Source organism: Corynebacterium glutamicum ATCC 13032, assembly GCF_000011325.1.
Lineage (GTDB): Bacteria > Actinomycetota > Actinomycetes > Mycobacteriales > Mycobacteriaceae > Corynebacterium > Corynebacterium glutamicum.
The window spans coordinates 2,230,912-2,254,646 of sequence record NC_003450.3; the positions used below are offsets into that span (position 1 = coordinate 2,230,912).

Annotated in this window: 21 protein-coding genes; 11 read left to right on the forward strand and 10 right to left on the reverse strand. The window is 52.3% G+C overall.

All coding sequences use genetic code 11. The features are described 5' to 3' along the window. Nucleotides 1–32: 32 nt before the first annotated feature. Both CGL_RS10490 and CGL_RS10495 read right to left on the reverse strand, forming a co-directional pair. Nucleotides 33–1,022, reverse strand: a complete 990-nt coding sequence (locus CGL_RS10490; protein ID WP_011265874.1) for an ABC transporter substrate-binding protein — start codon at nucleotides 1,020–1,022, stop codon at nucleotides 33–35. Nucleotides 1,023–1,102: 80 nt separating this feature from the next. Continuing rightward, nucleotides 1,103–1,546 (reverse strand): winged helix-turn-helix transcriptional regulator, encoded by a 444-nt coding sequence (locus CGL_RS10495; RefSeq protein ID WP_003856451.1) that lies wholly within the window; start codon nucleotides 1,544–1,546, stop codon nucleotides 1,103–1,105. Between the two features lie 213 nt (nucleotides 1,547–1,759). Here CGL_RS10495 and CGL_RS10500 point away from each other — a divergent pair, with 213 nt between their 5' ends. The 5 genes from CGL_RS10500 to CGL_RS15830 all read left to right on the forward strand — a co-directional run bounded on the left by CGL_RS10500 (nucleotide 1,760) and on the right by CGL_RS15830 (nucleotide 7,699). Then, nucleotides 1,760–3,163, forward strand: a complete 1,404-nt coding sequence (locus tag CGL_RS10500) for an exonuclease domain-containing protein (protein WP_041625511.1) — start codon at nucleotides 1,760–1,762, stop codon at nucleotides 3,161–3,163. 84 nt (nucleotides 3,164–3,247) lie between these two features. Beyond that, on the forward strand, nucleotides 3,248–3,856 hold the full coding sequence (locus tag CGL_RS10505; RefSeq protein WP_006284123.1) for a hypothetical protein: 609 nt from the start codon (nucleotides 3,248–3,250) through the stop codon (nucleotides 3,854–3,856). Between the two features lie 85 nt (nucleotides 3,857–3,941). Beyond that, nucleotides 3,942–6,377, forward strand: coding sequence for a malto-oligosyltrehalose synthase (treY, locus tag CGL_RS10510; RefSeq protein WP_011014893.1), 2,436 nt, complete (start codon nucleotides 3,942–3,944; stop codon nucleotides 6,375–6,377). 43 nt (nucleotides 6,378–6,420) lie between these two features. Further along, complete coding sequence (locus CGL_RS10515; protein ID WP_003856459.1) at nucleotides 6,421–7,446, forward strand: GTP pyrophosphokinase; 1,026 nt, start codon at nucleotides 6,421–6,423, stop codon at nucleotides 7,444–7,446. A gap of 121 nt (nucleotides 7,447–7,567) precedes the next feature. Further along, nucleotides 7,568–7,699 (forward strand): hypothetical protein, encoded by a 132-nt coding sequence (locus tag CGL_RS15830; RefSeq protein WP_003856460.1) that lies wholly within the window; start codon nucleotides 7,568–7,570, stop codon nucleotides 7,697–7,699. A gap of 81 nt (nucleotides 7,700–7,780) precedes the next feature. Here the strand turns inward: CGL_RS15830 and CGL_RS10520 are convergent, their stop codons facing one another. Then, nucleotides 7,781–8,155 carry a hypothetical protein gene (locus CGL_RS10520; RefSeq protein ID WP_011265876.1) on the reverse strand — a complete coding sequence of 125 codons (375 nt, stop codon included), beginning with the start codon at nucleotides 8,153–8,155 and terminating at the stop codon, nucleotides 7,781–7,783. Between the two features lie 439 nt (nucleotides 8,156–8,594). Beyond that, the gene (locus CGL_RS10525; RefSeq protein WP_020948609.1) at nucleotides 8,595–9,635 is read right to left on the reverse strand and encodes a hypothetical protein; all 1,041 of its coding nucleotides are present in this window, start codon (nucleotides 9,633–9,635) and stop codon (nucleotides 8,595–8,597) included. Between the two features lie 135 nt (nucleotides 9,636–9,770). Between CGL_RS10525 and CGL_RS10530 the strand changes: the two genes are divergently transcribed. Beyond that, nucleotides 9,771–10,817, forward strand: coding sequence for an LLM class flavin-dependent oxidoreductase (locus CGL_RS10530; RefSeq protein WP_011014896.1), 1,047 nt, complete (start codon nucleotides 9,771–9,773; stop codon nucleotides 10,815–10,817). Nucleotides 10,818–10,824: 7 nt separating this feature from the next. Here the strand turns inward: CGL_RS10530 and CGL_RS10535 are convergent, their stop codons facing one another. The 3 genes from CGL_RS10535 to CGL_RS10545 are packed head-to-tail and all read right to left on the reverse strand — an operon-like array spanning nucleotide 10,825 to nucleotide 12,133. Then, nucleotides 10,825–11,205: an RNA-binding S4 domain-containing protein gene (locus CGL_RS10535; protein ID WP_011014897.1), complete on the reverse strand. Its 381-nt coding sequence runs from the start codon at nucleotides 11,203–11,205 to the stop codon at nucleotides 10,825–10,827. Nucleotides 11,206–11,215: 10 nt separating this feature from the next. Then, nucleotides 11,216–11,449 (reverse strand): hypothetical protein, encoded by a 234-nt coding sequence (locus tag CGL_RS10540; protein ID WP_003862025.1) that lies wholly within the window; start codon nucleotides 11,447–11,449, stop codon nucleotides 11,216–11,218. Between the two features lie 30 nt (nucleotides 11,450–11,479). After that, the gene (locus CGL_RS10545; RefSeq protein WP_011014898.1) at nucleotides 11,480–12,133 is read right to left on the reverse strand and encodes a YigZ family protein; all 654 of its coding nucleotides are present in this window, start codon (nucleotides 12,131–12,133) and stop codon (nucleotides 11,480–11,482) included. A gap of 54 nt (nucleotides 12,134–12,187) precedes the next feature. Between CGL_RS10545 and treZ the strand changes: the two genes are divergently transcribed. After that, a complete protein-coding gene (treZ, locus tag CGL_RS10550; protein ID WP_020948610.1) occupies nucleotides 12,188–13,912 on the forward strand; it encodes a malto-oligosyltrehalose trehalohydrolase in 1,725 nt (574 codons plus the stop codon). Nucleotides 13,913–13,950: 38 nt separating this feature from the next. Here treZ and ilvA read toward each other — a convergent pair whose 3' ends face one another. Continuing rightward, complete coding sequence (ilvA, locus tag CGL_RS10555) at nucleotides 13,951–15,261, reverse strand: threonine ammonia-lyase IlvA (protein WP_003862033.1); 1,311 nt, start codon at nucleotides 15,259–15,261, stop codon at nucleotides 13,951–13,953. Between the two features lie 214 nt (nucleotides 15,262–15,475). Here ilvA and CGL_RS10560 point away from each other — a divergent pair, with 214 nt between their 5' ends. Next, entirely contained in the window at nucleotides 15,476–15,985 is a 510-nt protein-coding gene (locus CGL_RS10560) for a hypothetical protein (protein WP_041625516.1), read from the forward strand. Nucleotides 15,986–16,092: 107 nt separating this feature from the next. Here the strand turns inward: CGL_RS10560 and CGL_RS10565 are convergent, their stop codons facing one another. Together CGL_RS10565 and dnaE are read right to left on the reverse strand one after the other, a co-directional pair. Continuing rightward, nucleotides 16,093–17,298 (reverse strand): cobalamin-independent methionine synthase II family protein, encoded by a 1,206-nt coding sequence (locus CGL_RS10565; RefSeq protein ID WP_003856473.1) that lies wholly within the window; start codon nucleotides 17,296–17,298, stop codon nucleotides 16,093–16,095. 146 nt (nucleotides 17,299–17,444) lie between these two features. Further along, the gene (gene dnaE / locus CGL_RS10570; RefSeq protein WP_011265882.1) at nucleotides 17,445–21,011 is read right to left on the reverse strand and encodes a DNA polymerase III subunit alpha; all 3,567 of its coding nucleotides are present in this window, start codon (nucleotides 21,009–21,011) and stop codon (nucleotides 17,445–17,447) included. Nucleotides 21,012–21,106: 95 nt separating this feature from the next. On the opposite strand from dnaE, the gene rarD reads away from it, so the two are divergent. From rarD to CGL_RS10585, 3 genes are all read left to right on the forward strand, one after another. Beyond that, nucleotides 21,107–21,949 (forward strand): EamA family transporter RarD, encoded by an 843-nt coding sequence (gene rarD, locus CGL_RS10575; RefSeq protein ID WP_011014902.1) that lies wholly within the window; start codon nucleotides 21,107–21,109, stop codon nucleotides 21,947–21,949. A gap of 332 nt (nucleotides 21,950–22,281) precedes the next feature. Then, a complete protein-coding gene (locus CGL_RS10580) occupies nucleotides 22,282–22,752 on the forward strand; it encodes a transporter substrate-binding domain-containing protein (protein WP_011014903.1) in 471 nt (156 codons plus the stop codon). Further along, the gene (locus tag CGL_RS10585) at nucleotides 22,749–23,735 is read left to right on the forward strand and encodes a cation transporter (RefSeq protein WP_011014904.1); all 987 of its coding nucleotides are present in this window, start codon (nucleotides 22,749–22,751) and stop codon (nucleotides 23,733–23,735) included. The genes CGL_RS10580 and CGL_RS10585 overlap by 4 nt, the downstream gene beginning before the upstream one ends.

The following is a 23,735-nucleotide window of genomic DNA, read 5'->3' on the forward strand; positions in this document are numbered from 1 at the left end:
GGGTTGAGGAAAATTCTCTTCAGCACGAAAACTTAAGCAGCGGCCGGCACAGCTTCAGAAGAAGCAAGCTGATTCAACTGCGCTGCGATTTCTTCCACCAGCTGGGATACGCGAGGTCCCCACCTGGAAGCAATATCATCGTCCAAAATGTAGATACGTCCATTGGCTACTGCATCAATGGTGTCCCAGCCTGGACGCGCCGCAATATCTTCTGCAGTGAGGTTTTCGGCCTTGGCATCGCTGAGGAAAATCAGATCAGGGTTTGCCGCAATGATTGCTTCGTTGGATAGCTGCGAGTAAGCGTCGCCACCGTCAGCAATAGAGGTGAGACCAAACATGTCGTAAATCTGACCGATGTAGGTTTGCTCTGACACAGTGAACAAATCACTGCCCAGCTCGTGGAAGTAGGTTAAGCCCTGCTCTTTTACCTCTTCAGGAACTGTGGCAACTGCAGCATCAATGGCGGTTTTCATCTGATCAACAACCGTTGTTGCTTGATCTTCAAATCCGGTGGCTCGACCTACTTGTTCAATCTGGGAGTAGGTCTCATCCAAGTTCTCTGCTGCGGGGATCACTAAAGTATCCACTCCTGCAGCATCCAGGCCGGTCAAAATGGAATCATCTGCAGACATCAACACGACCAGGTCAGGATCGTAATCCAAGATGGACTCCACATTGGGAGTAAAACCAGACAGACCCTGCACCAGCGGTGCGTCCTCTGGGTAGTTTGAGTATTCATCCACTGCGACGACATGATCCCCTGCCCCGACAGCGAACAAGGTTTCTGTAATCGCTGGGGACAAACTGACGATGCGCTCTGGTTGATCCTCAATGGTCACAGGTGCTTCTGGGGCAAACGTGACGGTGACAGGAAAACCTTCCTTGCTTTGGGTTGTGGTGACCTCTGTGCTGCTCCCCGAGTCAACCGTCCCATCCTCTGCGGAACTACAGCCAGCGATTAGTGCTGTTGCCACAAGCACTGACAGTCCAGCGATTGAGCGAGATGTTGTGGTTGAAACCATGAGAATGCACAGCCCTTCTATGTTTGGATTTGTCTCACAACATCTTAACTGGTGGAAACCGTGAGGTTTGCCAAGTGTTCTTATGCTGAGCGGTAGGCCTCCACTTGCTTAATGTTCTCCACTGCCCAGGAATACATCGCACGGCAAGGCTCAATGACAGAAGCACCCAGATCGGTGAGCTGATAATCCACACGAGGCGGCACAACTGCGTGGGAGGTGCGAGTGACCAGTCCGTCTTCCACCAACACTCCAAGACGCTGGGTGAGCATCTTTGGGGTAATTCCTTGGACCTGATCTTTGATTTCACCATTGCGCTGTGGACCATTTTCCATGCTGAGCAGGATCAGCACCGCCCACTTGTCACTGATGGTGTCGAGCAAGGTGCGGCTCGGGCAATTCTTCTTAAACGGCGTTACTGAATCAAGCTGGGTTGTTTTACGCTTGGCATCACGAATGTCGGTGACGGTAGCTTCCATGGTGTTTCCTGGTTGGACGGCCATGTCTGATTCAAACTGTACGTTCATTGAAAAGCTCTTTCATCCTCAAAAATGAAACAATCCGAAGTTGTTGTTCGGAGTTCTTAATTTAAGTCTCTGTTACTTAATGCGTCGTGATTTTTGGTTTGAACGTTACACACCCACGTCCAGAATCTTCTTGAATTCCCCGGCGCGCTTAAATGATGTCCACCCCACCTAGTAGGGTGGTGTCCATTGATTCAGATCGAAAGGACCACACCTGTGATCGCGGCTTACGGCGCATCCATCTCTTTGGATGATTCCACCCTCACCATCTCTTATTCCCCTCTTCTTGCTGCTCTTTCTAAGTCCAGCGCACAATCGGAATCGGTTGATCTGACACAGGTCTCTGGAGTATCTGTGCAGGATCCCACTGCTTTTACTCACGGCTTTTTAAACCTGGAGGGCGTGGATAAATCCATCGCCTTTGCCCCAAATAGTTCGGCAGATTTAGCTGCGCTGGCAGCTGATATTGATGCTGTGTTGAAGGGTGAAAAGCCACAGCACCTGGGTGGCGGAGCCCCAGTAGTGCCTTCAGCTCCATCTACTGTTGCTGGTCTGAATTTCGTGGGCTTTGACGTAGAGACGGCCAATGATGATTGGGGTTCCATCTGCCAGATTGGTTTGGTCAAGTACGTCGATGGTGTGGAGGAATCTTCGGAGTCATGGTTGTGTACTCCTCCTGAGAGCCTGAATTTCTTCAATGAGATCAACATTGGTATTCACGGCATCACCCCAGAGATGGTTGCTGATCAGCCTCGTTTTGCAGACCTTGTGCCCAAGATGGTGGAGTTCGTTGGGGATTTGCCGTTGGTTGCTCACAATGCGCAGTTTGATTTCACCGCATTGTCGCGCGCGTGTGCTGCCTCAGGGATCGATGTCCCAGAGATGATTTATGGCTGCTCGTTGACGTTGGCACGCAATGAGAAGCTGCAGGTGGAAAACCATAAGCTTCCAACGGTGGCTAGTCATTTAGGGTTTGAGCTGAAAAACCACCACGATGCTGCTGAAGATGCTCGCGCGTGTGCTGCGATTACCATTGCGTTGGCAAAGCGCCACAGCTTTGAGGGCAGCTTTGTGGATTTCGTTCACAGCCGTGGTTTCACCATGGGAACCGTGGATAACGCCCGGGTGTATCCGGTGCTGAAGGATCGTTCTGGAGCTAACGTTGCGTTGCAGCGTCGAAACTTTGGTTTGGATGCAGGCAAGACCGAAGTCCCCGTGCAGCCAGCTGTTGATCCAGCGTGGGAAACCCCGAAGGCGGAGCCAAAAAAGCAATCTGGCCGCCGTGCACCGTGGGACAAGGTGGCTACCCCTGAGGTCATTCCAGATCCCAATCCCGATGCTGATCCGTCGAGCATTCTCTATGGCCAGAATGTGACCTTGACTGGTGATTTCGAGCCATATGAAAAGGGTGCGCTGTGGCAGCGGATCGCTGATCAAGGTGCGCTGATCGGTAAGAACGTGACTAAGAAGACCACCATTTTGGTTGCTGGCCCGTGGGCAACGATTACCAGTAAGCAAAAACGTGCTGAGGAGTTGAAAGAAAAAGGACAGGACATCCAGATCTGGGATGAAAAGCAGCTGTTTACGGCTCTGGGGTTAGATGAACAGCCCCCGTTTTAAAAGAATTTTCTAAAACTCGGGAACCTTTAGCCAACTTTTCAAGTCCAACCCTTTTAAGAACACATTTTTCTTAAAGGGGACGACATGAAAGTACCTATTCGAGCATCAAAGATTCAGCCTCGACTGCACAATCACCAATGGGCCCACACCGCACGTTTAAGCACAGATGGTTTCTGCGATAACCCAGCAATGCTGAACCTTTCCCACGATCTGTGTATGGGGTTGCACAGCGGGAAAGTCACACTCAGTTACCGGGCTCTCGCTGAAGTGGGGCTGACCACCAGGCAAGCGTGGGATCAATCAGCCACCAATTTATTAAAGTGTGCTACTACTCCTGAGGGTATTCGATTTGATCTTCGGGACGCAGAAACGACCACAACCATCGCCTCGTCTGCATTAGAAATCAGAGTTCCCGGCGCGCCAATTACTGCATGGTTGGCGCATCCTCAAACCTTTACAGTGTTGAATCGTCATCTTGAATTACGACTGGGACCAGCACCGCTGTATCTTGCTCCGAATTCACACACACTCATCGCTATTCCTGCTGGTGATCCAGGGATCTTTGAATTTGAACGGTGGGCGCGAAGCTTGCTGGAAGTGGGTGGTGTGGAGGGTATCGTCGATAAGCTTCTTGTTTATAGGCACGGCTTTCCTTGCCCTTACCAGCCAGCCTTTGTAGCACTTGCTGCGTAAATCTTTTTCCCACGCCGGGAATGCGTGAACACTAAGATCGAGGACGTACCGCACGATTTTGCCTAACTTTTAAGGGTGTTTCATCATGGCACGTCCAATTTCCGCAACGTACAGGCTTCAAATGCGAGGACCTCAAGCAGATAGCGCCGGGCGTTCATTTGGTTTTGCGCAGGCCAAAGCCCAGCTTCCCTATCTGAAGAAGCTAGGCATCAGCCACCTGTACCTCTCCCCTATTTTTACGGCCATGCCAGATTCCAATCATGGCTACGATGTCATTGATCCCACCACCATCAATGAAGAGCTCGGTGGCATGGAGGGTCTTCGAGATCTTGCCGCAGCTACACACGAGTTGGGCATGGGCATCATCATTGATATTGTTCCCAACCATTTAGGTGTTGCCGTTCCACATTTGAATCCTTGGTGGTGGGATGTTCTAAAAAACGGCAAAGATTCCGCTTTTGAGTTCTATTTCGATATTGACTGGCACGAAGACAACGGTTCTGGTGGCAAGCTGGGCATGCCGATTCTGGGTGCTGAAGGCGATGAAGACAAGCTGGAATTCGCGGAGCTTGATGGAGAGAAAGTGCTCAAATATTTTGACCACCTCTTCCCAATCGCGCCTGGTACCGAAGAAGGGACACCGCAAGAAGTCTACAAGCGCCAGCATTACCGCCTGCAGTTCTGGCGCGATGGCGTGATCAACTTCCGTCGCTTCTTTTCCGTGAATACGTTGGCTGGCATCAGGCAAGAAGATCCCTTAGTGTTTGAACATACTCATCGTCTGCTGCGCGAATTGGTGGCGGAAGACCTCATTGACGGCGTGCGCGTCGATCACCCCGACGGGCTTTCCGATCCTTTTGGATATCTGCACAGACTCCGCGACCTCATTGGACCTGACCGCTGGCTGATCATCGAAAAGATCTTGAGCGTTGATGAACCACTCGATCCCCGCCTGGCCGTTGATGGCACCACTGGCTACGACGCCCTCCGTGAACTCGACGGCGTGTTTATCTCCCGAGAATCTGAGGACAAATTCTCCATGCTGGCGCTGACCCACAGTGGATCCACCTGGGATGAACGCGCCCTCAAATCCACGGAGGAAAGCCTCAAACGAGTCGTCGCCCAACAAGAACTCGCAGCCGAAATCTTAAGGCTCGCCCGCGCCATGCGCCGCGATAACTTCTCCACCGCAGGCACCAACGTCACCGAAGACAAACTTAGCGAAACCATCATCGAATTAGTCGCCGCCATGCCCGTCTACCGCGCCGACTACATCTCCCTCTCACGCACCACCGCCACCGTCATCGCGGAGATGTCCAAACGCTTCCCCTCCCGGCGTGACGCACTCGACCTCATCGCGGCCGCCCTACTTGGCAATGGCGAGGCCAAAATCCGCTTCGCTCAAGTCTGCGGCGCCGTCATGGCTAAAGGTGTGGAAGACACCACCTTCTACCGCGCATCTAGGCTCGTTGCATTGCAAGAAGTCGGTGGCGCGCCGGGGAGATTCGGCGTCTCCGCTGCAGAATTCCACTTGCTGCAGGAAGAACGCAGCCTGCTGTGGCCACGCACCATGACCACCTTGTCCACGCATGACACCAAACGTGGCGAAGATACCCGCGCCCGCATCATCTCCCTGTCTGAAGTCCCCGATATGTACTCCGAGCTGGTCAATCGTGTTTTCGCGGTGCTCCCCGCGCCAGACGGCGCAACGGGCAGTTTCCTCCTACAAAACCTGCTGGGCGTATGGCCCGCCGACGGCGTGATCACCGATGCGCTGCGCGATCGATTCAGGGAATACGCCCTAAAAGCTATCCGCGAAGCATCCACAAAAACCACGTGGGTGGACCCCAACGAGTCCTTCGAGGCTGCGGTCTGCGATTGGGTGGAAGCGCTTTTCGACGGACCCTCCACCTCACTAATCACCGAATTTGTCTCCCACATCAACCGTGGCTCTGTGCAAATCTCCTTAGGCAGGAAACTGCTGCAAATGGTGGGCGCTGGAATCCCCGACACTTACCAAGGAACTGAGTTTTTAGAAGACTCCCTGGTAGATCCCGATAACCGACGCTTTGTTGATTACACCGCCAGAGAACAAGTCCTGGAGCGCCTGCAAACCTGGGATTGGACGCAGGTTAATTCGGTAGAAGACTTGGTGGATAACGCCGACATCGCCAAAATGGCCGTGGTCCATAAATCCCTCGAGTTGCGTGCTGAATTTCGTGCAAGCTTTGTTGGTGGAGATCATCAGGCAGTATTTGGCGAAGGTCGCGCAGAATCCCACATCATGGGCATCGCCCGCGGTACAGACCGAAACCACCTCAACATCATTGCTCTTGCTACCCGTCGACCACTGATCTTGGAAGACCGTGGCGGATGGTATGACACCACCGTCACGCTTCCTGGTGGACAATGGGAAGACAGGCTCACCGGGCAACGCTTCAGTGGTGTTGTCCCAGCCACCGATTTGTTCTCACATCTACCCGTATCTTTGTTGGTTTTAGTACCCGATAGTGAGTTTTGATCCCTGCACAGGAAAGTTAGCGGCGCTACTATGAACGATCGATATGTCTGACAACACTCTCTCCCAATTTGGCAGTTACTACCACGAATTCCGACGTGCCCATCCCATGGCCGACGTCGAATTCCTCCTAGCAATTGAAGAATTACTTACGGACGGTGGTGTCACCTTCGATCGCGTCACCACACGCATCAAAGAATGGTCAAGCCTGAAAGCCAAGGCTCGCAAGCGTCGCAACGATGGCTCGTTGATCTACCCTGATCCGCGCAAAGACATCCACGACATGATCGGTGTTCGGATCACCACGTACCACTCCACGGAAATACCCGTGGCCCTAAAAGTGCTCCAAGACTCCTTCATCGTCCACAAATCCGTAGACAAAGCCGCTGAAACTCGCATCTCAGGCGGCTTTGGTTACGGCTCCCACCACCTGATTCTGGAAGTCGATGACACCTCCGATGACCTCCAGGACTACAAAGGCCTCGTCTTTGAAGTTCAGGTGCGCACCGTGCTGCAACACGCCTGGGCAGAGTTCGAACACGATATCCGCTATAAACGCGCCGATGTGTCCAACCCAGAAGACTTCAGCGCAGAAGTAGACCGCATGTTCACCCTCGCTGCCGGACTCATCGAATTAGCGGACCAACAATTCGACCAAATCGCCGCACTCAAAGAAACCAGCCGAGTTGCTGATGAATCCGTCGAACTCACCGCAGAGACACTTCCCGGCGTTCTTGCCATGCTCATTGGCAACCGCTTCCCCCGCCCACGCTCCACAAACTACCGCTTCCTCGAAGACATCCTGGTGGCCAACTCCATTACCTCTGTGGTGCAGCTGCGCGAGCTGCTCAACCCCACCGACATTGAAGTGCTGTTGAAAGTAATGAACTACCGCTTCCACCCAGGCCAGATCCGCATCATCGACGATTTACTACTCAAACGATTTGGCCAATCACACATCGATGCCACCGTCGCCACCGACTCCCAACCACTCAACGCCAAACGCCACAGGCAGCTAAAACGCAAGCTAGAGCTCATGACCCAAGCTCATCTTGTGGAACCACCAAACTAAAGTTCCCCCAAAGTTAGCCCCGGCTAAAACACGCGGAGTCCCACAACCTACAATGCACTAAAACACCTGTTACGCTAGTGCAGCAGATCATTTTTATATACCAAGCAAGGAGCCAAATACTATGGGGTCATCCATCACTGACTTCCCGATGCTCGCAGACTTCCTCCACGTGTGGGGCCTGACCGTCGCTGATTTCTTCCGTCCAATGGGCATCAATTTCCCACCAGCTGACTGGAGCCTGAGCTCTATCTAGGACACTCCTTGACTTAAAAAGTCTGCGAACTTAAACGCAGCGGCACCACCCATACTTTGTGGGGTGGTGCTTTTTCTTTTTCTACAACATGATCTGGGTGCTGGCATGGACAGTGCTTGGGAAACGATCCACTCGCACATAAGGGTCATCCATAATCAGATGCTCCATTGTTCGGTCATAAACCTCATCTGAATCATCTAGGTTCACCACGGTGACAACAAAGTACAAGTTGTGACCAGTGGGATACAGGCCTTCTTGCTCAATCTGATACTGCTCAGCAAGGCTTCCCCAAATATCCTGGTCTACTTCCATCCGTAGGCCATCTGCCACTGAAACTACGTCAGCGCCGTTCAATGCTGCCAAAGAGTTCATTCGGCTGCGATAAGTTTGGTACGCCTCGTCTTCATCCTCGGGTGCAGCGATGAAATAAGTGGTACATACGTATTGAGTCTTCATGAACTTCCACATTCCTATGCTTTTCAACGTTGAAGTGACCCGAATAAATGCACAGGAGCACTAAATCCTCGAAGCTCTCCAGTCTGCTCTTCTGGGTCTGGCTATTGTTTCTCCAAGTTACCGGCTTCTCTCGCTGGCCTGCATGAGATGGCCAATAGCGATTGAAGTGTGGGATTCGGCCTTAGATATTTCCGACGAATACAGACCACCACCGTATACTTAGAGCAGCGCGGGGCCGAAAGAGCTTAGTCGGTACCGCGCAATTACACCGACGAAATCTAGAATTCCAGCTGATCCGAAGCAATCTGGGCGACCCCTTGGACGCTGCGAGGAACTGGACAAACTGTTCGAAGTTTGTCACCATGGTTATCAAAAGCCCCGGAACGATCCCTGGTTTGGCTGGACTCAAAAGTCTGGAATACGAACTAAATCGCCGGGGTTAATGCATTTTTAGGGGTCTCCAGTCTTGATCTTCCTGGGTCTGGCTATGGTTTCTCCAGGTTACCGGCTCCCCTAGCTCAACTACATCAGTAAGCCAATAGGTTTGCCCAGGATCCCAGCCAGCCAGTATTCCGGCTCGATTGCCATCGGTAACAACCACTCGCCCAGCTGTAGCTAGATAGCCTTGAATGTTCAAATGCACGCCATCATAATGCTTGGCTACTTGTACATAGTCTGGGATAACCCATTTGTGAGGATAGCCAGTTGCCATCGTCCAATTTGGCGCGTTGGACATTGGTAAATCGAGTGGGAAGCGTCTGCATAAGGATGCCCAATCATCTGGTCCATTGATTGTAAATACCTGAGCTTCGGGCAATATTGTGGCTTGCCGTATCTGTCCTGTGTTCCATCCGAAGCCATCTTCCACGAATCGTAAACTCCCTGGAATCCTGTCTTCCAACTTCCCAGAGGTCCGGATCAGTGTCTGTGGTGGCGTTGACCACCATAAAGATGGATTCATTTCCTCCACCCGCCATGTGTTTAGAACCTCATGGACTGATGACGGTCGATGATTGGACCCCGTAGCCTTCCAACTCACGCTGGATTGCCCACCTGGACGAAACTGCTCTGCCCATGACTTCAAAAGTGGTGATCGCTGCAAGTGCAAAGCGATGCGACGAAGACCTGGTCTCATGGGCCGAGTAGCCAAGAGTAAATCTGTATTCGTCAGCGGTTGCCAATACGCAGCGTTAGTCACCGTAGAGTCAAGCGCGTCGTACATCAGCTTCGGAGTCAGCTCGATCAACGGAACCTGCTCTAATAACGGTGCAACCTTCTTAGCTCTAGCTAACACGGTGTATTGAGGTGCAATTCCGCGTCTCCGCGTGTTGTATTCAGCTTCCCTGTCTAACCACCACGAGGCATGTTCTAGCGGGCGAAGTCCTGATCCTTCAACGGAACCGTCGTCAAAAGCCACTGCAAGGTTCATCAGGAAGTTTCGTCCCCGTGGCCCCCAAACCATATCGTTTGCTGCTTTCACAGCCCCCACCTTAGGCACTTTCTTCCACCGCCAAATGAGAACACCTAAAAACCTTGCGGGAATACCACCAACCCCATATTGTTGATATATCTACAAACTCTTTTAATAAGTCTGATCAACAACGTGAGGAAAGCAATGAAAAACGTCTCCTTCGGCCTCGACACCTTCGGCGACAACGCCATCGACCTGCAGGGCAACCCGGTCTCCCCTGCACAAACACTTCGAAACATCATTGATGAAGCCAAGATGGCAGACAAAGTCGGGGTGGATATCATCGGCATCGGAGAGCACCACCGTGAGGAATACTCAGTTTCTGCACCTGACATCGTCATGACAGCTATCCTCGCATCCACTGAGCGACTCAAAGTCACCTCTTCCGTGACTGTGCTGTCCTCTGATGATCCTGTTCGCCTGTTTGAGCGTTATTCCACCATGAATGCACTGTCCAACGGTCGCGCCGAAATCACCTTGGGACGCGGTTCCTTCATTGAGTCTTTCCCATTGTTTGGTTTTGATCTTCAGGACTACGAGCAGCTGTTTAGTGAACGCCTTGATTTGTTCGCGAAGATTCTTGAGGCCGACAGCCGTGGTCAGGGCGTGACCTGGCATGGTGAGACCCGCTCGGCGTTGGAAAACCAGATGCTTTACCCACCAACTGAGAATGGCATTCACGCTTGGGTTGCAGTGGGTGGCAGCCCAGAATCAGTCGTGCGCGCTGCTAAGTATCGTTTCCCGTTGATGCTTGCCATCATCGGCGGTGCTCCTGAGCGTTTCCGCCCGTATGTGGATCTGTACAAGCGTGCCAACGAACAGTTCGGGCAGCCTCAAAAGCCCATTGGTGTGCACTCCCCTGGACTCATTGCGGCAACTGATGAGGAAGCCCGTGAGCTAGCACTTAATGATTGGTTGGAACTCCAACGCAAGATCGGTGCTGAACGCGGTTGGGCTCCTGCGGATGCAATGCAGTTTGAACGCGAAATCGATCACGGTTCCTTATACATCGGTTCCCCTGAGACGGTCGCAAAGAAGATCGCCAAAACCATTTCAGTGCTTGATCTTGATCGCTTTACCCTCAAATACGCCAGTGGCCAGACCCCTCATGAGTACTTGCTGAAGTCCATTGAGTTGTATGGCACTGAGGTTATTCCGCTGGTGAAGGACATCTTGACCAAGCAGGCTTAAGAAGGTCTTAGGACATTCCCCTGAACTGTTCCATTTCTCGCCGTTCCTTCTTGGTGGGCCGTCCGGCTCCACGGTCACGGCGAGGAATCGACGCCAGCACTTCCATCGGTGGTGGTGGCGGGGTGTGGTCAACGTAGCAGGTTCGGGCCACCGAGGCTCCGACTCGCTTCTTGATGGTGCGCAGCACCTCCACATCAAACTCGCGGTGGTTTACCCACACGCGCACGCGGTCACCTGGCACCACTTGTTGGGCAGGTTTGACCGCGTTGTTGTTTAGCTTGACGTGCCCTGCCCTGCAGGCTTCGGCAGCCTCTGACCGGGTTTTATATAAACGAACTGCCCACACCCACGCGTCGATGCGGACAGGTAATCCATCAGTGTCTGACATAGATTTCTAACTAGTAACGGTCTTTTTCGTTAATGATCTTTTGGACCTTGTTGTAGTAATAAAAACCGCCGACCACGGCGATGATCAATCCAAGTCCCATAAAGAATGCAGAGCCGAACACTAGCCACAGAGCCGCACCGCCTACGATGCCACCGCCAACACTGACAACTGCGTTGCGGGAGTTCTTGCGTACTTCTTGCTTACGTTTTTCGATTGGGTTGCGGGGGTATGGTTGCATGCTCATAGTTGAACAGTCTAGTGCTCTTACACCGCACTAGTCACTCGGGGATTCCACCCACATGTGCCCGGATTCTTTCAATTCAATTTCTGCACCCATCATGGATGACAATTGAGATTCCACCGCAGCCTGTTCACCAGGCAATAAAGCCAAGGTGTATGTGACTTCTGCACCATATTCAGTGTCAGTAATGATGATGCCCATGCCGCGCAGATTCGCTTCAATGCGCCCCGCATCAGAATGCGGAAGGTCAATCTTGAAAATCTCCCGAACAGAGCGGGTGACTTGCAAAACCTCAGGTAGAAGCTCCGTCACCGCGTTGGTGTAGGCATTAACTAATCCGCCAGTGCCCAGTTTTACGCCACCGAAATAACGCACCACCACAGCGGCAATATCTTTCATTCCCGAGCCACGCAACGCCTCTAGCATGGGTTTTCCCGCGGTACCGGAAGGTTCGCCATCATCAGAGGAACGCTCCACATCATTTGAGCCATCCACATGGAAAATAAAGGCACTGCAATGATGACGCGCATCCGGATACAGCTCCTTGATGGAGTGAATAAATTCGCGAGCCTGCTCCTGATCTTGCACACGCGTGATATAGGTCAGAAATCGCGAGCGCTTGATCTCTAGTTCATGCTCAAAGACTTGACCGGCCTGAGGGAGTTGGTATTGCGTGAGATGTGCCATAGCATCTCACATCTTAGCTCGCCAACCGGCAGCATTTTCACTAGCCTGGTGGCCATGTTGACCTCGCAAAGCTTTTCAGTGTGGGCTCCACTTCCCCACGATGTACATCTGATCCTCAACGGCGAAACCCTCCCCATGCACAAAACGGAGGGCAGCTGGTGGCGCGCCGAGATCGCGCCCAAGGCCGGCGATCGTTACGGTTTTTCGCTTTTCGACGGCTCCTCCTGGTCAAAAACCCTCCCCGATCCCCGCTCCACATCTCAACCAGACGGGGTTCATGGTTTAAGTGAAGTCTCCGATGATTCCTATCTGTGGGGTGACCAGCAGTGGACTGGCCGAATTCTCCCTGGCTCGGTGTTATATGAGCTGCATGTGGGCACCTTTAGTGAAGATGGAACGTTTGAGGGAGTCGTCGACAAGCTTCCTTATCTGCGCGACCTCGGCGTGACCGCCATCGAACTTTTACCCGTGCAGCCCTTTGGCGGCAACCGCAATTGGGGCTACGACGGGGTGCTGTGGCACGCCGTCCATGCAGGCTACGGCGGTCCGGCGGGCTTGAAAAAGCTTATCGACGCCTCCCACCAGGCCGGCATCGCCGTCTACTTAGACGTCGTGTACAACCACTTCGGCCCCGACGGCAACTACAACGGGCAATTTGGCCCCTACACCTCTGGCGGCAGCACCGGCTGGGGCGACGTGGTCAACATCAACGGCCATGATTCAGATGAAGTCCGCAATTATATTCTCGACGCCGCACGCCAGTGGTTCGAAGATTTTCACGTTGATGGGCTCCGCCTCGATGCGGTGCATTCTCTCGATGATCGCGGCGCCTATTCCCTACTTGCGCAGCTGACCATGGTGGCCGAGGATGTCTCCGCACAAACAGGCATCCCACGCTCATTGATTGCAGAATCTGAACTCAATGACCCCAAGTTCGTTACCTCCCGCGAGGCCGGCGGTTTTGGCCTGGATGCACAGTGGGTTGACGATATCCACCACGCCCTCCATGCCCTCGTTTCTGGCGAACGCAATGGTTATTACAGCGATTTCGGATCTGTCGACACATTAGCCAAAACCCTGCGTGAAGTATTTGAACACACCGGAAACTACTCCACGTACCGCGGACGCAACCACGGCCGCCCTGTGCACCCCGATATCACCCCTGCCTCGCGCTTTGTCACCTACACCACCACCCATGATCAGACCGGCAACCGCGCAATCGGCGACCGTCCTTCCACGACTCTCACCCCGGAACAGCAGGTGTTGAAGGCAGCCATTATCTACAGCTCGCCGTATACCCCGATGTTGTTTATGGGTGAAGAATTCGGAGCCACCACCCCATTCGCCTTCTTTTGCTCCCACACCGACCCCGAGCTCAACCGCCTAACCTCCGAGGGCCGCAAACGGGAATTCGCACGCCTTGGCTGGAACGCCGACGACATCCCCTCCCCCGAGCTGGAATCCACCTTCACCTCCTCCAAACTCGATTGGGAGTTCACTGCGGAGCAGCGCCGCATCAACGACGCTTACAAGCAGCTGTTGCACCTGCGGCACACCTTGGGCTTCTCCCAACCAAACTTGCTCACACTCGAGGTTGAGCACGGCGAGAACTGGCTATCGATGGCCAATGGTCGCGGCCGAATTCTGGCGAATTTCTCCGACGACACCATCACCGTCCCGCTTGGCGGCGAGCTGATTTACAGCTTCACTTCCCCCACCGTCACCGACACCTCCACAACCCTTCAGCCGTGGGGCTTTGCGATCCTGACCCGAAACTAGAAAAAGGCCACCTCGATTGAGGTGGCCTTCAGCTATGTTTAGGTCAAGTATTCGTACTCAGGGGTGCCCGGCTCGAGGCGACGGGAATCAATTGCCGATTCCTCCATACGTTCCAGCAAAGAATCCAATCCTGATGCTTCACTCAAGTGAATACCCACCAACGCAGTACCGGTCTCACGGTTGTTGCGCTTGAGGTACTCAAACAGCGTGATGTCATCATCCGGTCCCAGGATATCTTCCAGGAAGTGACGCAACTGACCAGGCTTTTGCGGGAAGTTCACCAAGAAGTAGTGCTTCAAACCGCGGTGCACCAAGGAGCGCTCAGCGATTTCCGCATAACGCAGCACATCGTTGTTGCCACCAGAGATGATGCACACCACGACAGAACCAGGTGCAAAGGACATTTCCTTCAACCCAGCGATAGACAGCGCGCCAGCAGGCTCCGCGATGATGCCTTCGTTTTGGTAAAGATCGAGCATCTCAGTACACACAGCGCCCTCGGTCGCGCTCATCATGTGCACGCGACCCTGGTTCTTCTCCACGATGGTGTAGTTGAGATCTCCGACACGTTTGACTGCTGCGCCGTCCACAAAGGGATCAACAGTCTCCAAAGTGATTGGTCCACCATTGTGCAATGCAGCCTGCATGGATGCTGCTCCCGCTGGTTCGATACCAACGATCGCAGTGCGAGGTGCCATATCAGCCATGTAGCTGACCACACCTGCAAGAAGTCCGCCACCGCCGACTGGAACCATCACGTGATCTGCACTCTTGCCCATGGAAGTCAGCTGCGACAAGATCTCAGCAGCCACGGTGCCCTGACCGATGACGGTGTTGCGAGCATCGAAAGGCTCGATCAGCGTTGCGCCGGTGCGCTCTGCATCTTCATGCGCTGCAGCCGATGCTTCGTCGAAGTTATTGCCAGTGACCACCAAGGAGACAAACTCTCCGCCGTGAACCATGATGCGGTCACGCTTTTGCTTTGGAGTCTGCACAGGAACATAGATGCGTCCCTGAACGCCCAAGGACTTGCACACATAGGCCACGCCCTGGGCATGGTTACCTGCAGATGCGGCAACGATACCTGCATCGCGCTGCTCTTGGGTGAGCTGCGCTCCAGAGTTCAGCGCACCGCGGATCTTGTAGGAACGAACATCCTGCAGATCCTCACGCTTAAGGTAGATTTCCGCTCCGGTTTCCTCAGAAAGACGAGGGCAATACTGCAATGGAGTTGGTGCAATGACGGAGGAAATTCGTGCCTGCGCCGTTTGAATGTCGGCGGCACGAATCAGCTCCGCTCCGCTAGCCATCACTCCTGGACTTTTCTCAGACACGTATGTTTCACTCATGGTTGACTAGTGTAATCTTCTCCTAGAATTGCACCTACTTTGGCATAGGTTTTATTTCCAACAAGCTCTTTGTAGAACAATGCTATAGATTGTTTTCTAGCCAATACTGTGGTTGTGGCACTACACTTTCCACGAGTTGAGGATAGCTTTCGCTATCCAATCTTCTATCTTGTTTCCATAGTAAATCCGCATATTTATTGCCAGGAGAAAAGTTTTGTCTTTGCGTCGAAGTACTTTGACCCTTGTTACAGCAAGCGCTGTGGCATTGTCCGTGTTCACTCCAGTTGCCCAGGCTCAGTCCTCTGACGCACTGACACAGCTCTCAGACAACATCACCTCATCACAGATCCTTGATGATGATGGAAATCCAGTCGATGGAAACGAAACCTGGCCAGGCAGCTCTGAAGGCAGCTCAATGCTCAGCAATGGCGACATTCCTGCGGCCCCAAGCTTGAGCTCCTCCGGCAAAGACACCAGCGATGATGACGATGAAATCAGCGAAGAGCAGCAAGCACTGATCGATCGGTTGTCCGAAATGCCAGTGATTGGTTCCATTGTCTCCCCACCAGAATGGCTTGCCATTCCTTTTGCGGTACTGCAGGGATTGCTCGCAATCACCACTCTTGCTTCCACCGCAGCATCCTTCATGGTGACCGTCGACCCATCGTTCAAGCAGACTCTGCGTGACATGCTCACCCAGTTTGGCATCAACGTCGACGCTTAAAAGCACACTGACATAAAATGAGCGGCTATTGTTCCTTCAGATAATTTTCCTGAAGGAACAACAGCCGCTCATTTTGCTGCTTAGACTAGCAACCCTCGTTGTCTAGCTTAGAACAGTTCCTTTGATGCAATGCGAGCGCCCTCTACTAGGGACTCCAGCTTTGCCCATGCGATCTGGGAATGCAGACGTCCGCCCAGACCACAGTCAGTGGACGCAATGACGTTCTCAGGGCCAACAAGCTTGGCGAACTGAACGATACGATCAGCAACCAGGCGTGGGTGCTCCACAGCGTTGATGGAGTGAGACACAACACCAGGGTAGATAACAGAGCCTTCAGGAAGCTTGTTTTCTTCCCATACACGCCACTCGTGTGCGTGACGAGGAGATGCGCCTTCGAAGGAGAAGCCACCGACCTCTGCGCGCAGGATCTCACCAATGATGTCACCGAATGGGATGTCAGTGACGTGTGGTCCGTGCCAAGAGCCCCAGCAGATGTGCAGGCGGGTCTGTTCCTTTGGAAGGCCCTTCACTGCACTGTTGATGGCATCGATGCGTGTACCGATCCAGTCCAAGTAATCCTTCACGCTTGGCTCTGGGTTGATCTGATCCCATGCTTCTGCCAAGTCCGGTGCGTCGAGCTGAACGGTCAGACCTGCATCGGTGATGATCTTGTATTCCTGGGAAAGCGCATCAGCACATGCTGCGACGACTTCTTCATCAGTGTCGTAGAACTTGTTGGTCAATCGAGCTGCAGATCCTGGGGATAGTGCTGCAACGAAGCCGTCGGTAGCTCCCGCTGCGTTCATGCCCTTCTTCAGCAGATCAACATCCGTCTGAGTTTCTTCCTGGCCAATGTAGGTAATAGGTCCGGTGAACTCTGGGTTGCCCACAGAAGCGCGACCGGTGAAGATGCCAGATACTGGATCCTCGTATGCTTCGCTGAACAATGCGCGGTCGCGACGATCAGAGAAGCTGGTCAGCTTGATGTTGCCAGGGGTGGAACGCACTGCTTCCTGGCTTGCCCAACGGTCGGTATCGGTCATGGTCAGTCCGCCCAGGCGGGTGAAGGAGTAGTTCCACCATGCACCGAAGTCAACTGCACCGGAGGTGACGTGGCCGTATTCGCCCTCGTTAAGGATGTCGATACCCAGGTCAACCTGGCGCTTGATCACGTCATCTACAGAAGACTGCAGAATCTGGAAGAATTCCTCCTCCCCAATCTCACCGTTAGAACGCTTGATGTTTGCATCAAGTAGCTCTGGGGTACGGGGCAAGGAACCAACGTGAGTGGTCCTGATGCGGTTCTGGCTCATTGAAAATCCAATCTAAAAGTCGAAAGAAAGTATCAAACTCTCATTCGACTCTAACCGCGTTTACCTCACCTACGGTCACTGCACCCGGAATTTTATTCATCATTCGGGTTTTCACCCCTACACGGGGTAATCCCAGTGTGATGTGATTAACCGAGGATGCCTGGCCCCATCGTTGCCTTGAGGTCGCCCATCAAACTTGCGGATCGGTTGACTCTTAAGTGATCACCCAAAATCATGACCGTGGAGTTATCCCCATCGATCAAATTGAGGTACACATCAGATTCACCCTTGTTGTCCACCAGCACCTGCTTGAGCTTGGCAATGTTGGACATGGTGCACTGATCAGTACGCATGGACAAACGAAGCGGAAGTCCTTGCCCGTTTCCTGGCCCAAGCTCTGGAACGCGGAGATCATCACAGAAAAGGCTCATACGATCATCTCGAATGGAGATGTGTGCCTTGGCCAAGATGATGTTGTCTTCCACAATCATGGATCCAACGATGGAATACACCTTGTTGAAGACCAACAATTCAACGGACGCGCCGTTGTGATCTTCAATGGTGACAATCGCCCAAGGGGAACCGTCCTTCTTGGAGAACCGTCGATCCACACCAGAGATAATGCCACCCACGGTCACTTCTGCGCCGTGCTTGAGTTCACCGGCAACAATGGTGGTCAGTGCTGTATCAACCTGGGCAGCAATGGCATCTTCATAGCCATCGAGTGGGTGTCCAGAAACATACAGACCCAGCATTTCTCGCTCGAGTGCGAGCTCATGCTTACGGTCCCATTCGTCATCAGGAACGGTGATCTGGAAGAAACTTGCCACATCGTCGTTGTTATCCGAGTCGAAAGCTGCAAAGAGATCAAATTGTCCCTTGTCAGCAGCTTTTTTGGTAGCGATGACGGAATCAACGGCATCTTCGAAGACCAGCATGAGGCCTTTTCGTGCGTGTCCAAGGGAGTCAAAAGCGCCACCCTTGATCAAAGACTCGGTGATGCGCTTGTTACACGGCAGGGTATCGATCTTGTCCAAGTAGTCTGAGAAGTCCTTAAATAGGCCCTTTTCCTTGCGGGTATCCAAAATGGAATCCACAACTTCAGCACCCACGTTTCTAATGGCTCCCAGGCCATAGCGAATATCGGTGCCAACAGGAAGGAAGTTCAACGAGGACTCGTTAATATCCGGCGAAAGCACTCGAATTCCAAGGTGTCGGCAATCAGAAAGGTAGATCGCCGATTTGTCCTTGTTATCACCCACAGAAGTCAGCAGTGCTGCCATGTATTCCGGCGCGTAGTGCGCCTTCAAATAGGCAGTCCAGAAGGATACAAGTCCATAACCTGCGGCGTGAGACTTGTTGAACGCGTAGCCGGCGAACGGCAGAATGGTATCCCACAAAGTCTTAATCGCGGCATCTGAATAGCCGTTCGCCTTCATTCCACCTTCGAAGTTTGCGAACTCCTTTTCCAGGACCTCGGGCTTCTTCTTACCCATGGCTTTACGGAAACCATCTGCTTGACCAGCGGTGTAGTTTGCGACCTTCTGGGAGATCCTCATGATCTGCTCCTGGTACACAATCAGACCATAGGTTTCACCAAGGATTTCTTCCAGAGCTTCCTCCAACTCTGGGTGAATTGGAGTAATGGGCTTGCGTCCGTTTTTACGGTCGGCGTAATCCCAGTGCGCGTTCACACCCATGGGGCCTGGGCGATACAGCGCAAGCGCTGCGACGATGTCATTGAAGCCGGTTGGCTGCATACGCTTCAGCAGCTCCTGCATGCCACCACCATCAAGCTGGAACACACCAAGGGTTTCTCCACGGCCTAGCAGCTTGTAGGTTTCTTCATCCTCGATCGCTAGGTTTTCTAGATCAAGCACTTCCCCATCGCGGTTGGCCTTAATGTTTTCAATCGCATCGCCAATAACGGTAAGGTTTCGAAGTCCCAGGAAGTCCATCTTCAACAGGCCAATGGCCTCACATGCTGGGTAATCCCAGCCTGTAATCAGTGCGCCGTCGGCTGGCCGCTTCCACATCGGAATGCAGTCCAGCAGCGGTACAGAAGACATAATCACGGCACACGCGTGCACGCCAGATTGGCGCACCACGCCTTCCAAACCACGAGCGGTGTCGTAAATGCGCTTCACATCAGGGTCGGTTTCGATCAGCTGGCGCACCGCACCTGCTTCATTAAAACGAGGGTGATCCGGATCGGTGATACCGGACAACGGAATATCCTTCGCCATAATGGCAGGTGGAAGCTCCTTGATCACGCGGTCAGCGATTTGATAGCCTGGCTGCCCCATTTGCACACGGGCGGAGTCTTTCAGTGCCTGCTTTGTTTTCACCGTACCGAAGGTGATCACCTGAGCAATCTTGTCCTCGCCCCAACGGTCAGCTGCGTAACGGATCATTTCACCGCGGCGGCGATCATCGAAGTCAATATCGATATCGGGTGCGGATGGTCGTTCTGGGTTGAGGAATCTCTCGAACAGCAATCCGTGTTCCATGGGGTCAATGTTGGTGATGGTCAACGCGTAGGCAACCAATGCACCTGCAGCCGAACCACGGCCAGGTCCTACACGGATGCCAATGGAACGAGCGTGCTTGATAATTTCAGCAACGATGAGGAAGTAGGAAGGGTAGCCCTTCATATCAATAACGGAGATCTCATACTCCGCGCGCTCAATATAATCCTCAGGAACTTGCTGTCCAGAGAAACGATCCTCCAAGCCAGCCATCACTTCATGGTGCAACCAAGTGGTTGGGGTGTAGCCTTCTGGAACATCAGCGATAGGCATGCGGTCGTGTGAGTGTTCTTCCCAGATTTCGTCATAGGACTGCACACGTTCAGCGATCCACAGGGTGTTGTCGCAGCCATCTGGAACCATGTCGTCCCAGAGTGCACGCATTTGTTCTGCAGATTTAACGTAATAGCCGGTTCCGCCGAATTTGAATCGGTCTTCATCATGAAGCGTCTTGCCTGTTTGCACGCAGAGCATTGCCTCGTGGGCTTGCGCCTGAGATTCCAGCACATAGTGGCAGTCGTTGGTGACCAGGGGTGGCAAATTGAGCTTGCGTCCGATTTCGAGCAGCTCACTGCGCACACGGGTTTCAATGTCGAGCCCGTGGTCCATCAACTCGAGGAAGTAGTTGTCGCGACCATAGATGTCCTGCCACATGGCGGCTGCTTCAAGGGCTTCGTCGAACTGGCCCAAGCGCAGGCGTGTTTGCACATCGCCGGAAGGGCAACCCGTGGTGGCGATGATGCCTTCGGCGTGCTCAGCGATGATATCGGCGTCCATGCGGGGCCACTTGCCTAGCTGGCCTTCGTACGATGCCATCGAAGATAGATAAAAGAGGTTTCTTAAACCTGTGGTGTTTTCTGCAAGCATCGTCTGGTGCAAATACGCACCGGAACCAGAAACATCATCTGATTTTTGGTGTGGTTCGCCCCAACGCACACGCTCTTTCTTAAAACGAGACTCAGGTGCCATATACGTTTCAATGCCAATGATGGGCTTAATGCCCATCTCTGTCATCTTGCGATAAAAGGGGTTGGAGCCATACATATTGCCGTGGTCGGTGATTCCGACCGCAGGCATTCCCTGGGCTTTAACCTCATCGGCCAACATATCGATCTTGGCCATTCCATCAAGCATGGAAAACTCGGTGTGGTTGTGAAGATGTACAAATGAGGATTGCTTGGCCATGTGGGACAGTCTAGCCATCTCCTTACACCCGTGAAACTCCTATTTCATTAACGCATTGATCTCGGCTTTTCTAACCTAGGTATAAGGTAACAGCTATGATTTTCGGCGTACTCGCATACTTGGGATGGGGCATGTTCCCGGCCTTTTTCCCACTACTTCTTCCGGCAGGACCGTTCGAAATTTTAGCGCATCGGATCCTATGGACTGCTGTATTAATGATGATTATCATTAGTTTCACGTCGGGATGGAAAGAGCTTAAGTCCGCTGATCGCGGTACATGGTTACGCATTATATTGTCATCGTTGTTTATTGCCGGGAACTGGCTGATCTATGTCATCGCTGTCAATTCTGGGCAAGTTACTGAAGCCGCTCTCGGATACTTTATTAACCCCCTGTTAAGTGTCGTGCTTGGCATTGTGTTCTTCAAAGAACAGTTACGAAAACTGCAAATTAGTGCGGTGGTTATTGCTGCTGCGGGGGTTTTGGTACTAACATTTCTAGGTGATAAGCCACCGTATTTAGCGATAACACTAGCATTTACATTCGGCATCTATGGAGCGTTGAAAAAACAAGTCAAGATGTCTGCTGCTAGTTCTTTGTGCGCTGAAACTTTAGTACTGCTGCCCATCGCAGTCATATACCTGATTGGGCTCGAAGCTTCCGGTCACAGTACCTTTTTCAACAATGGCAGTGGGCACATGGCGTTATTAATCTGCTCGGGTTTGGTCACAGCCGTCCCGCTGTTGATGTTTGCATTGGCCGCCAAGGCAATACCTCTTTCCACTGTCGGCATGCTGCAATATCTGACCCCAACGATGCAGATGCTGTGGGCATTGTTTGTGGTCAACGAATCAGTAGAACCAATGCGTTGGTTCGGATTCGTTTTCATTTGGATCGCAGTTACTATTTACATCACAGATAGCCTACTTAAGAAGTAGGTAATAGCAGTATTGATATGTATCCACGTTTATTAGGAATCTATTCGCATTTTGAAACCGCATCATAAAAAAATTGGAACCTTGTTTACACCTAAGAAGCTAAAGGGGCGTTCCCCTTAAAATCGAAAATCCACGACACCCGAATCTTGAATCTGTGCGAAAATTCCAGTGGGAGAGAAAACTGAACCACACCTCCGAGCGTGAAAATATTGTATTAGCCCCAAAAGCATATGCTAGGTTATAAGAGAATCGGCTTTCGACACACTTGAATTATACCGCTGAAATCCTTTTCAGTGACTTAGCTTGGCTTTTGAGATTTCGAGGATCCGACAATGAATAAGTCCAGCTTTCGTAGAGCCTTTTATATAATAATTTGCTCTATATCTCTCTACTCCTGTGCTTCCTTCCCTGTAGATTCGGAAGGCACTTTGGATCGTGCTCGCGGCGATGAACTCGTAGTTGGAATATCGGAAAACAAACCTTGGACGCAGACTAGCGGAACTGGTAGATATTCAGGCATAGAAGTCGATCTCATTGAAGGCTTCGCAGACACAATCGACGCAGATGTGCAATGGCTACATGCCCCAGAATCAGTACTGGCCGAGAAAATCAAAAATGGCCAACTTGATCTCATGATTGGGGGGTTATCTTCTTCATCTCCTTGGTCTTCTCATATGGCACTGTCTCGCCCATACCACCAATTCGATGGAGAAGAAAAAGTCATGGGGGTCAGGCTAGGAGAAAATGATCTCATGATGGCTTTGGAACGGTACCTCGCTCACGAGTTTGGTGAAATTAGATGAGTCCAGAAGCCAAAGAAGCCCAAGATTCTAGGCGCAACGAGATGCCCGAGAAAAAGCGAGCGGTGCTACGTAAAGCGATTAAGTTGGAATGGGCAACGATCGCATGGGTTCTTTTTTCGATCGTTTTGGTAGGTGTTGTCGCTGGTCAATCGCAGGCCATGCGTAGTGCATGGATTGAAGACATGCTTTCTTTGGTACCACCTATCGCTTTTCTTTTAGCCTCCCGAATCAGCAAAGCTGTGGCAACCAGAAAACATCCATACGGCAAGCACCGGTCGATTGCTATCGGGCACCAAGCTGCAGCACTGGCCCTGCTTATCATGGGAAGCCTTTTAATTTATGAAGCGGTATCTGCACTGATCAAGGGAGAAAGGCCTCCGATAGGTTTAGCTATTTTATTTGGCCATGACGTGTGGTCAGGTTGGTTAATGATCGGGGTTATGATTTCAGTGTCGATCCCGATGGTGATTGTAGGGCGAGTAAAAATAAACTTAGCTAAAGATCTCCACGATAAACTCCTCTATGCAGACGCGGATATGGCCAAGGCTGACTGGGGCACAGCAGTCGCTAGCACAGTAGGCGTGCTCGGAATAGGACTGGGTTTTTGGTGGGCGGATGCAGTTGCAGCTCTAGTAATATCAGCTTCAATTCTCAGAGATGGCGTGATAAATATGAAAGCTGCTATATCTGACTTAGGTGATGGACGAGCCATGACTTATGACAATTCCGCCCCTCACCCATTAAATGATGATGTGGAAAAGGCTGCCCTAGAGATGCATTGGGTCAAACACGCCCGCGCTAGGATACGCGACCAAGGCCGCTGTTTCCACACAGAGTTATTTGTCGAACCAGTAGAAGGATACACACCTGCTCCGGAAGAAATAACTTCTCTAGTTAAGCGAATCCAAAACCTTGACTGGAAGCTGCAAGATGTCGTAGCTTCCGTCGTCGAAAAAATCGACCGGTTTCAGGCCCCTTCGTAA

Excerpts from the sequence above, each read along its gene's own strand:
- CGL_RS10540 (WP_003862025.1), bottom strand. The coding sequence starts at position 11,449 with ATGAGCATGCAACCATACCCCCGCAACCCAATCGAAAAACGTAAGCAA.
- CGL_RS10580 (WP_011014903.1), top strand. The coding sequence starts at position 22,282 with ATGAATAAGTCCAGCTTTCGTAGAGCCTTTTATATAATAATTTGCTCT.
- CGL_RS10585 (WP_011014904.1), top strand. The coding sequence starts at position 22,749 with ATGAGTCCAGAAGCCAAAGAAGCCCAAGATTCTAGGCGCAACGAGATG.
- CGL_RS10515 (WP_003856459.1), top strand. The coding sequence starts at position 6,421 with ATGTCTGACAACACTCTCTCCCAATTTGGCAGTTACTACCACGAATTC.
- CGL_RS10495 (WP_003856451.1), bottom strand. The coding sequence starts at position 1,546 with ATGAACGTACAGTTTGAATCAGACATGGCCGTCCAACCAGGAAACACC.
- CGL_RS10530 (WP_011014896.1), top strand. The coding sequence starts at position 9,771 with ATGAAAAACGTCTCCTTCGGCCTCGACACCTTCGGCGACAACGCCATC.
- CGL_RS10565 (WP_003856473.1), bottom strand. The coding sequence starts at position 17,298 with ATGAGCCAGAACCGCATCAGGACCACTCACGTTGGTTCCTTGCCCCGT.
- treY (WP_011014893.1), top strand. The coding sequence starts at position 3,942 with ATGGCACGTCCAATTTCCGCAACGTACAGGCTTCAAATGCGAGGACCT.
- treZ (WP_020948610.1), top strand. The coding sequence starts at position 12,188 with ATGTTGACCTCGCAAAGCTTTTCAGTGTGGGCTCCACTTCCCCACGAT.
- CGL_RS15830 (WP_003856460.1), top strand. The coding sequence starts at position 7,568 with ATGGGGTCATCCATCACTGACTTCCCGATGCTCGCAGACTTCCTCCAC.
- CGL_RS10545 (WP_011014898.1), bottom strand. The coding sequence starts at position 12,133 with ATGGCACATCTCACGCAATACCAACTCCCTCAGGCCGGTCAAGTCTTT.
- CGL_RS10520 (WP_011265876.1), bottom strand. The coding sequence starts at position 8,155 with ATGAAGACTCAATACGTATGTACCACTTATTTCATCGCTGCACCCGAG.
- rarD (WP_011014902.1), top strand. The coding sequence starts at position 21,107 with ATGATTTTCGGCGTACTCGCATACTTGGGATGGGGCATGTTCCCGGCC.
- CGL_RS10535 (WP_011014897.1), bottom strand. The coding sequence starts at position 11,205 with ATGTCAGACACTGATGGATTACCTGTCCGCATCGACGCGTGGGTGTGG.
- ilvA (WP_003862033.1), bottom strand. The coding sequence starts at position 15,261 with ATGAGTGAAACATACGTGTCTGAGAAAAGTCCAGGAGTGATGGCTAGC.
- dnaE (WP_011265882.1), bottom strand. The coding sequence starts at position 21,011 with ATGGCCAAGCAATCCTCATTTGTACATCTTCACAACCACACCGAGTTT.
- CGL_RS10505 (WP_006284123.1), top strand. The coding sequence starts at position 3,248 with ATGAAAGTACCTATTCGAGCATCAAAGATTCAGCCTCGACTGCACAAT.
- CGL_RS10490 (WP_011265874.1), bottom strand. The coding sequence starts at position 1,022 with ATGGTTTCAACCACAACATCTCGCTCAATCGCTGGACTGTCAGTGCTT.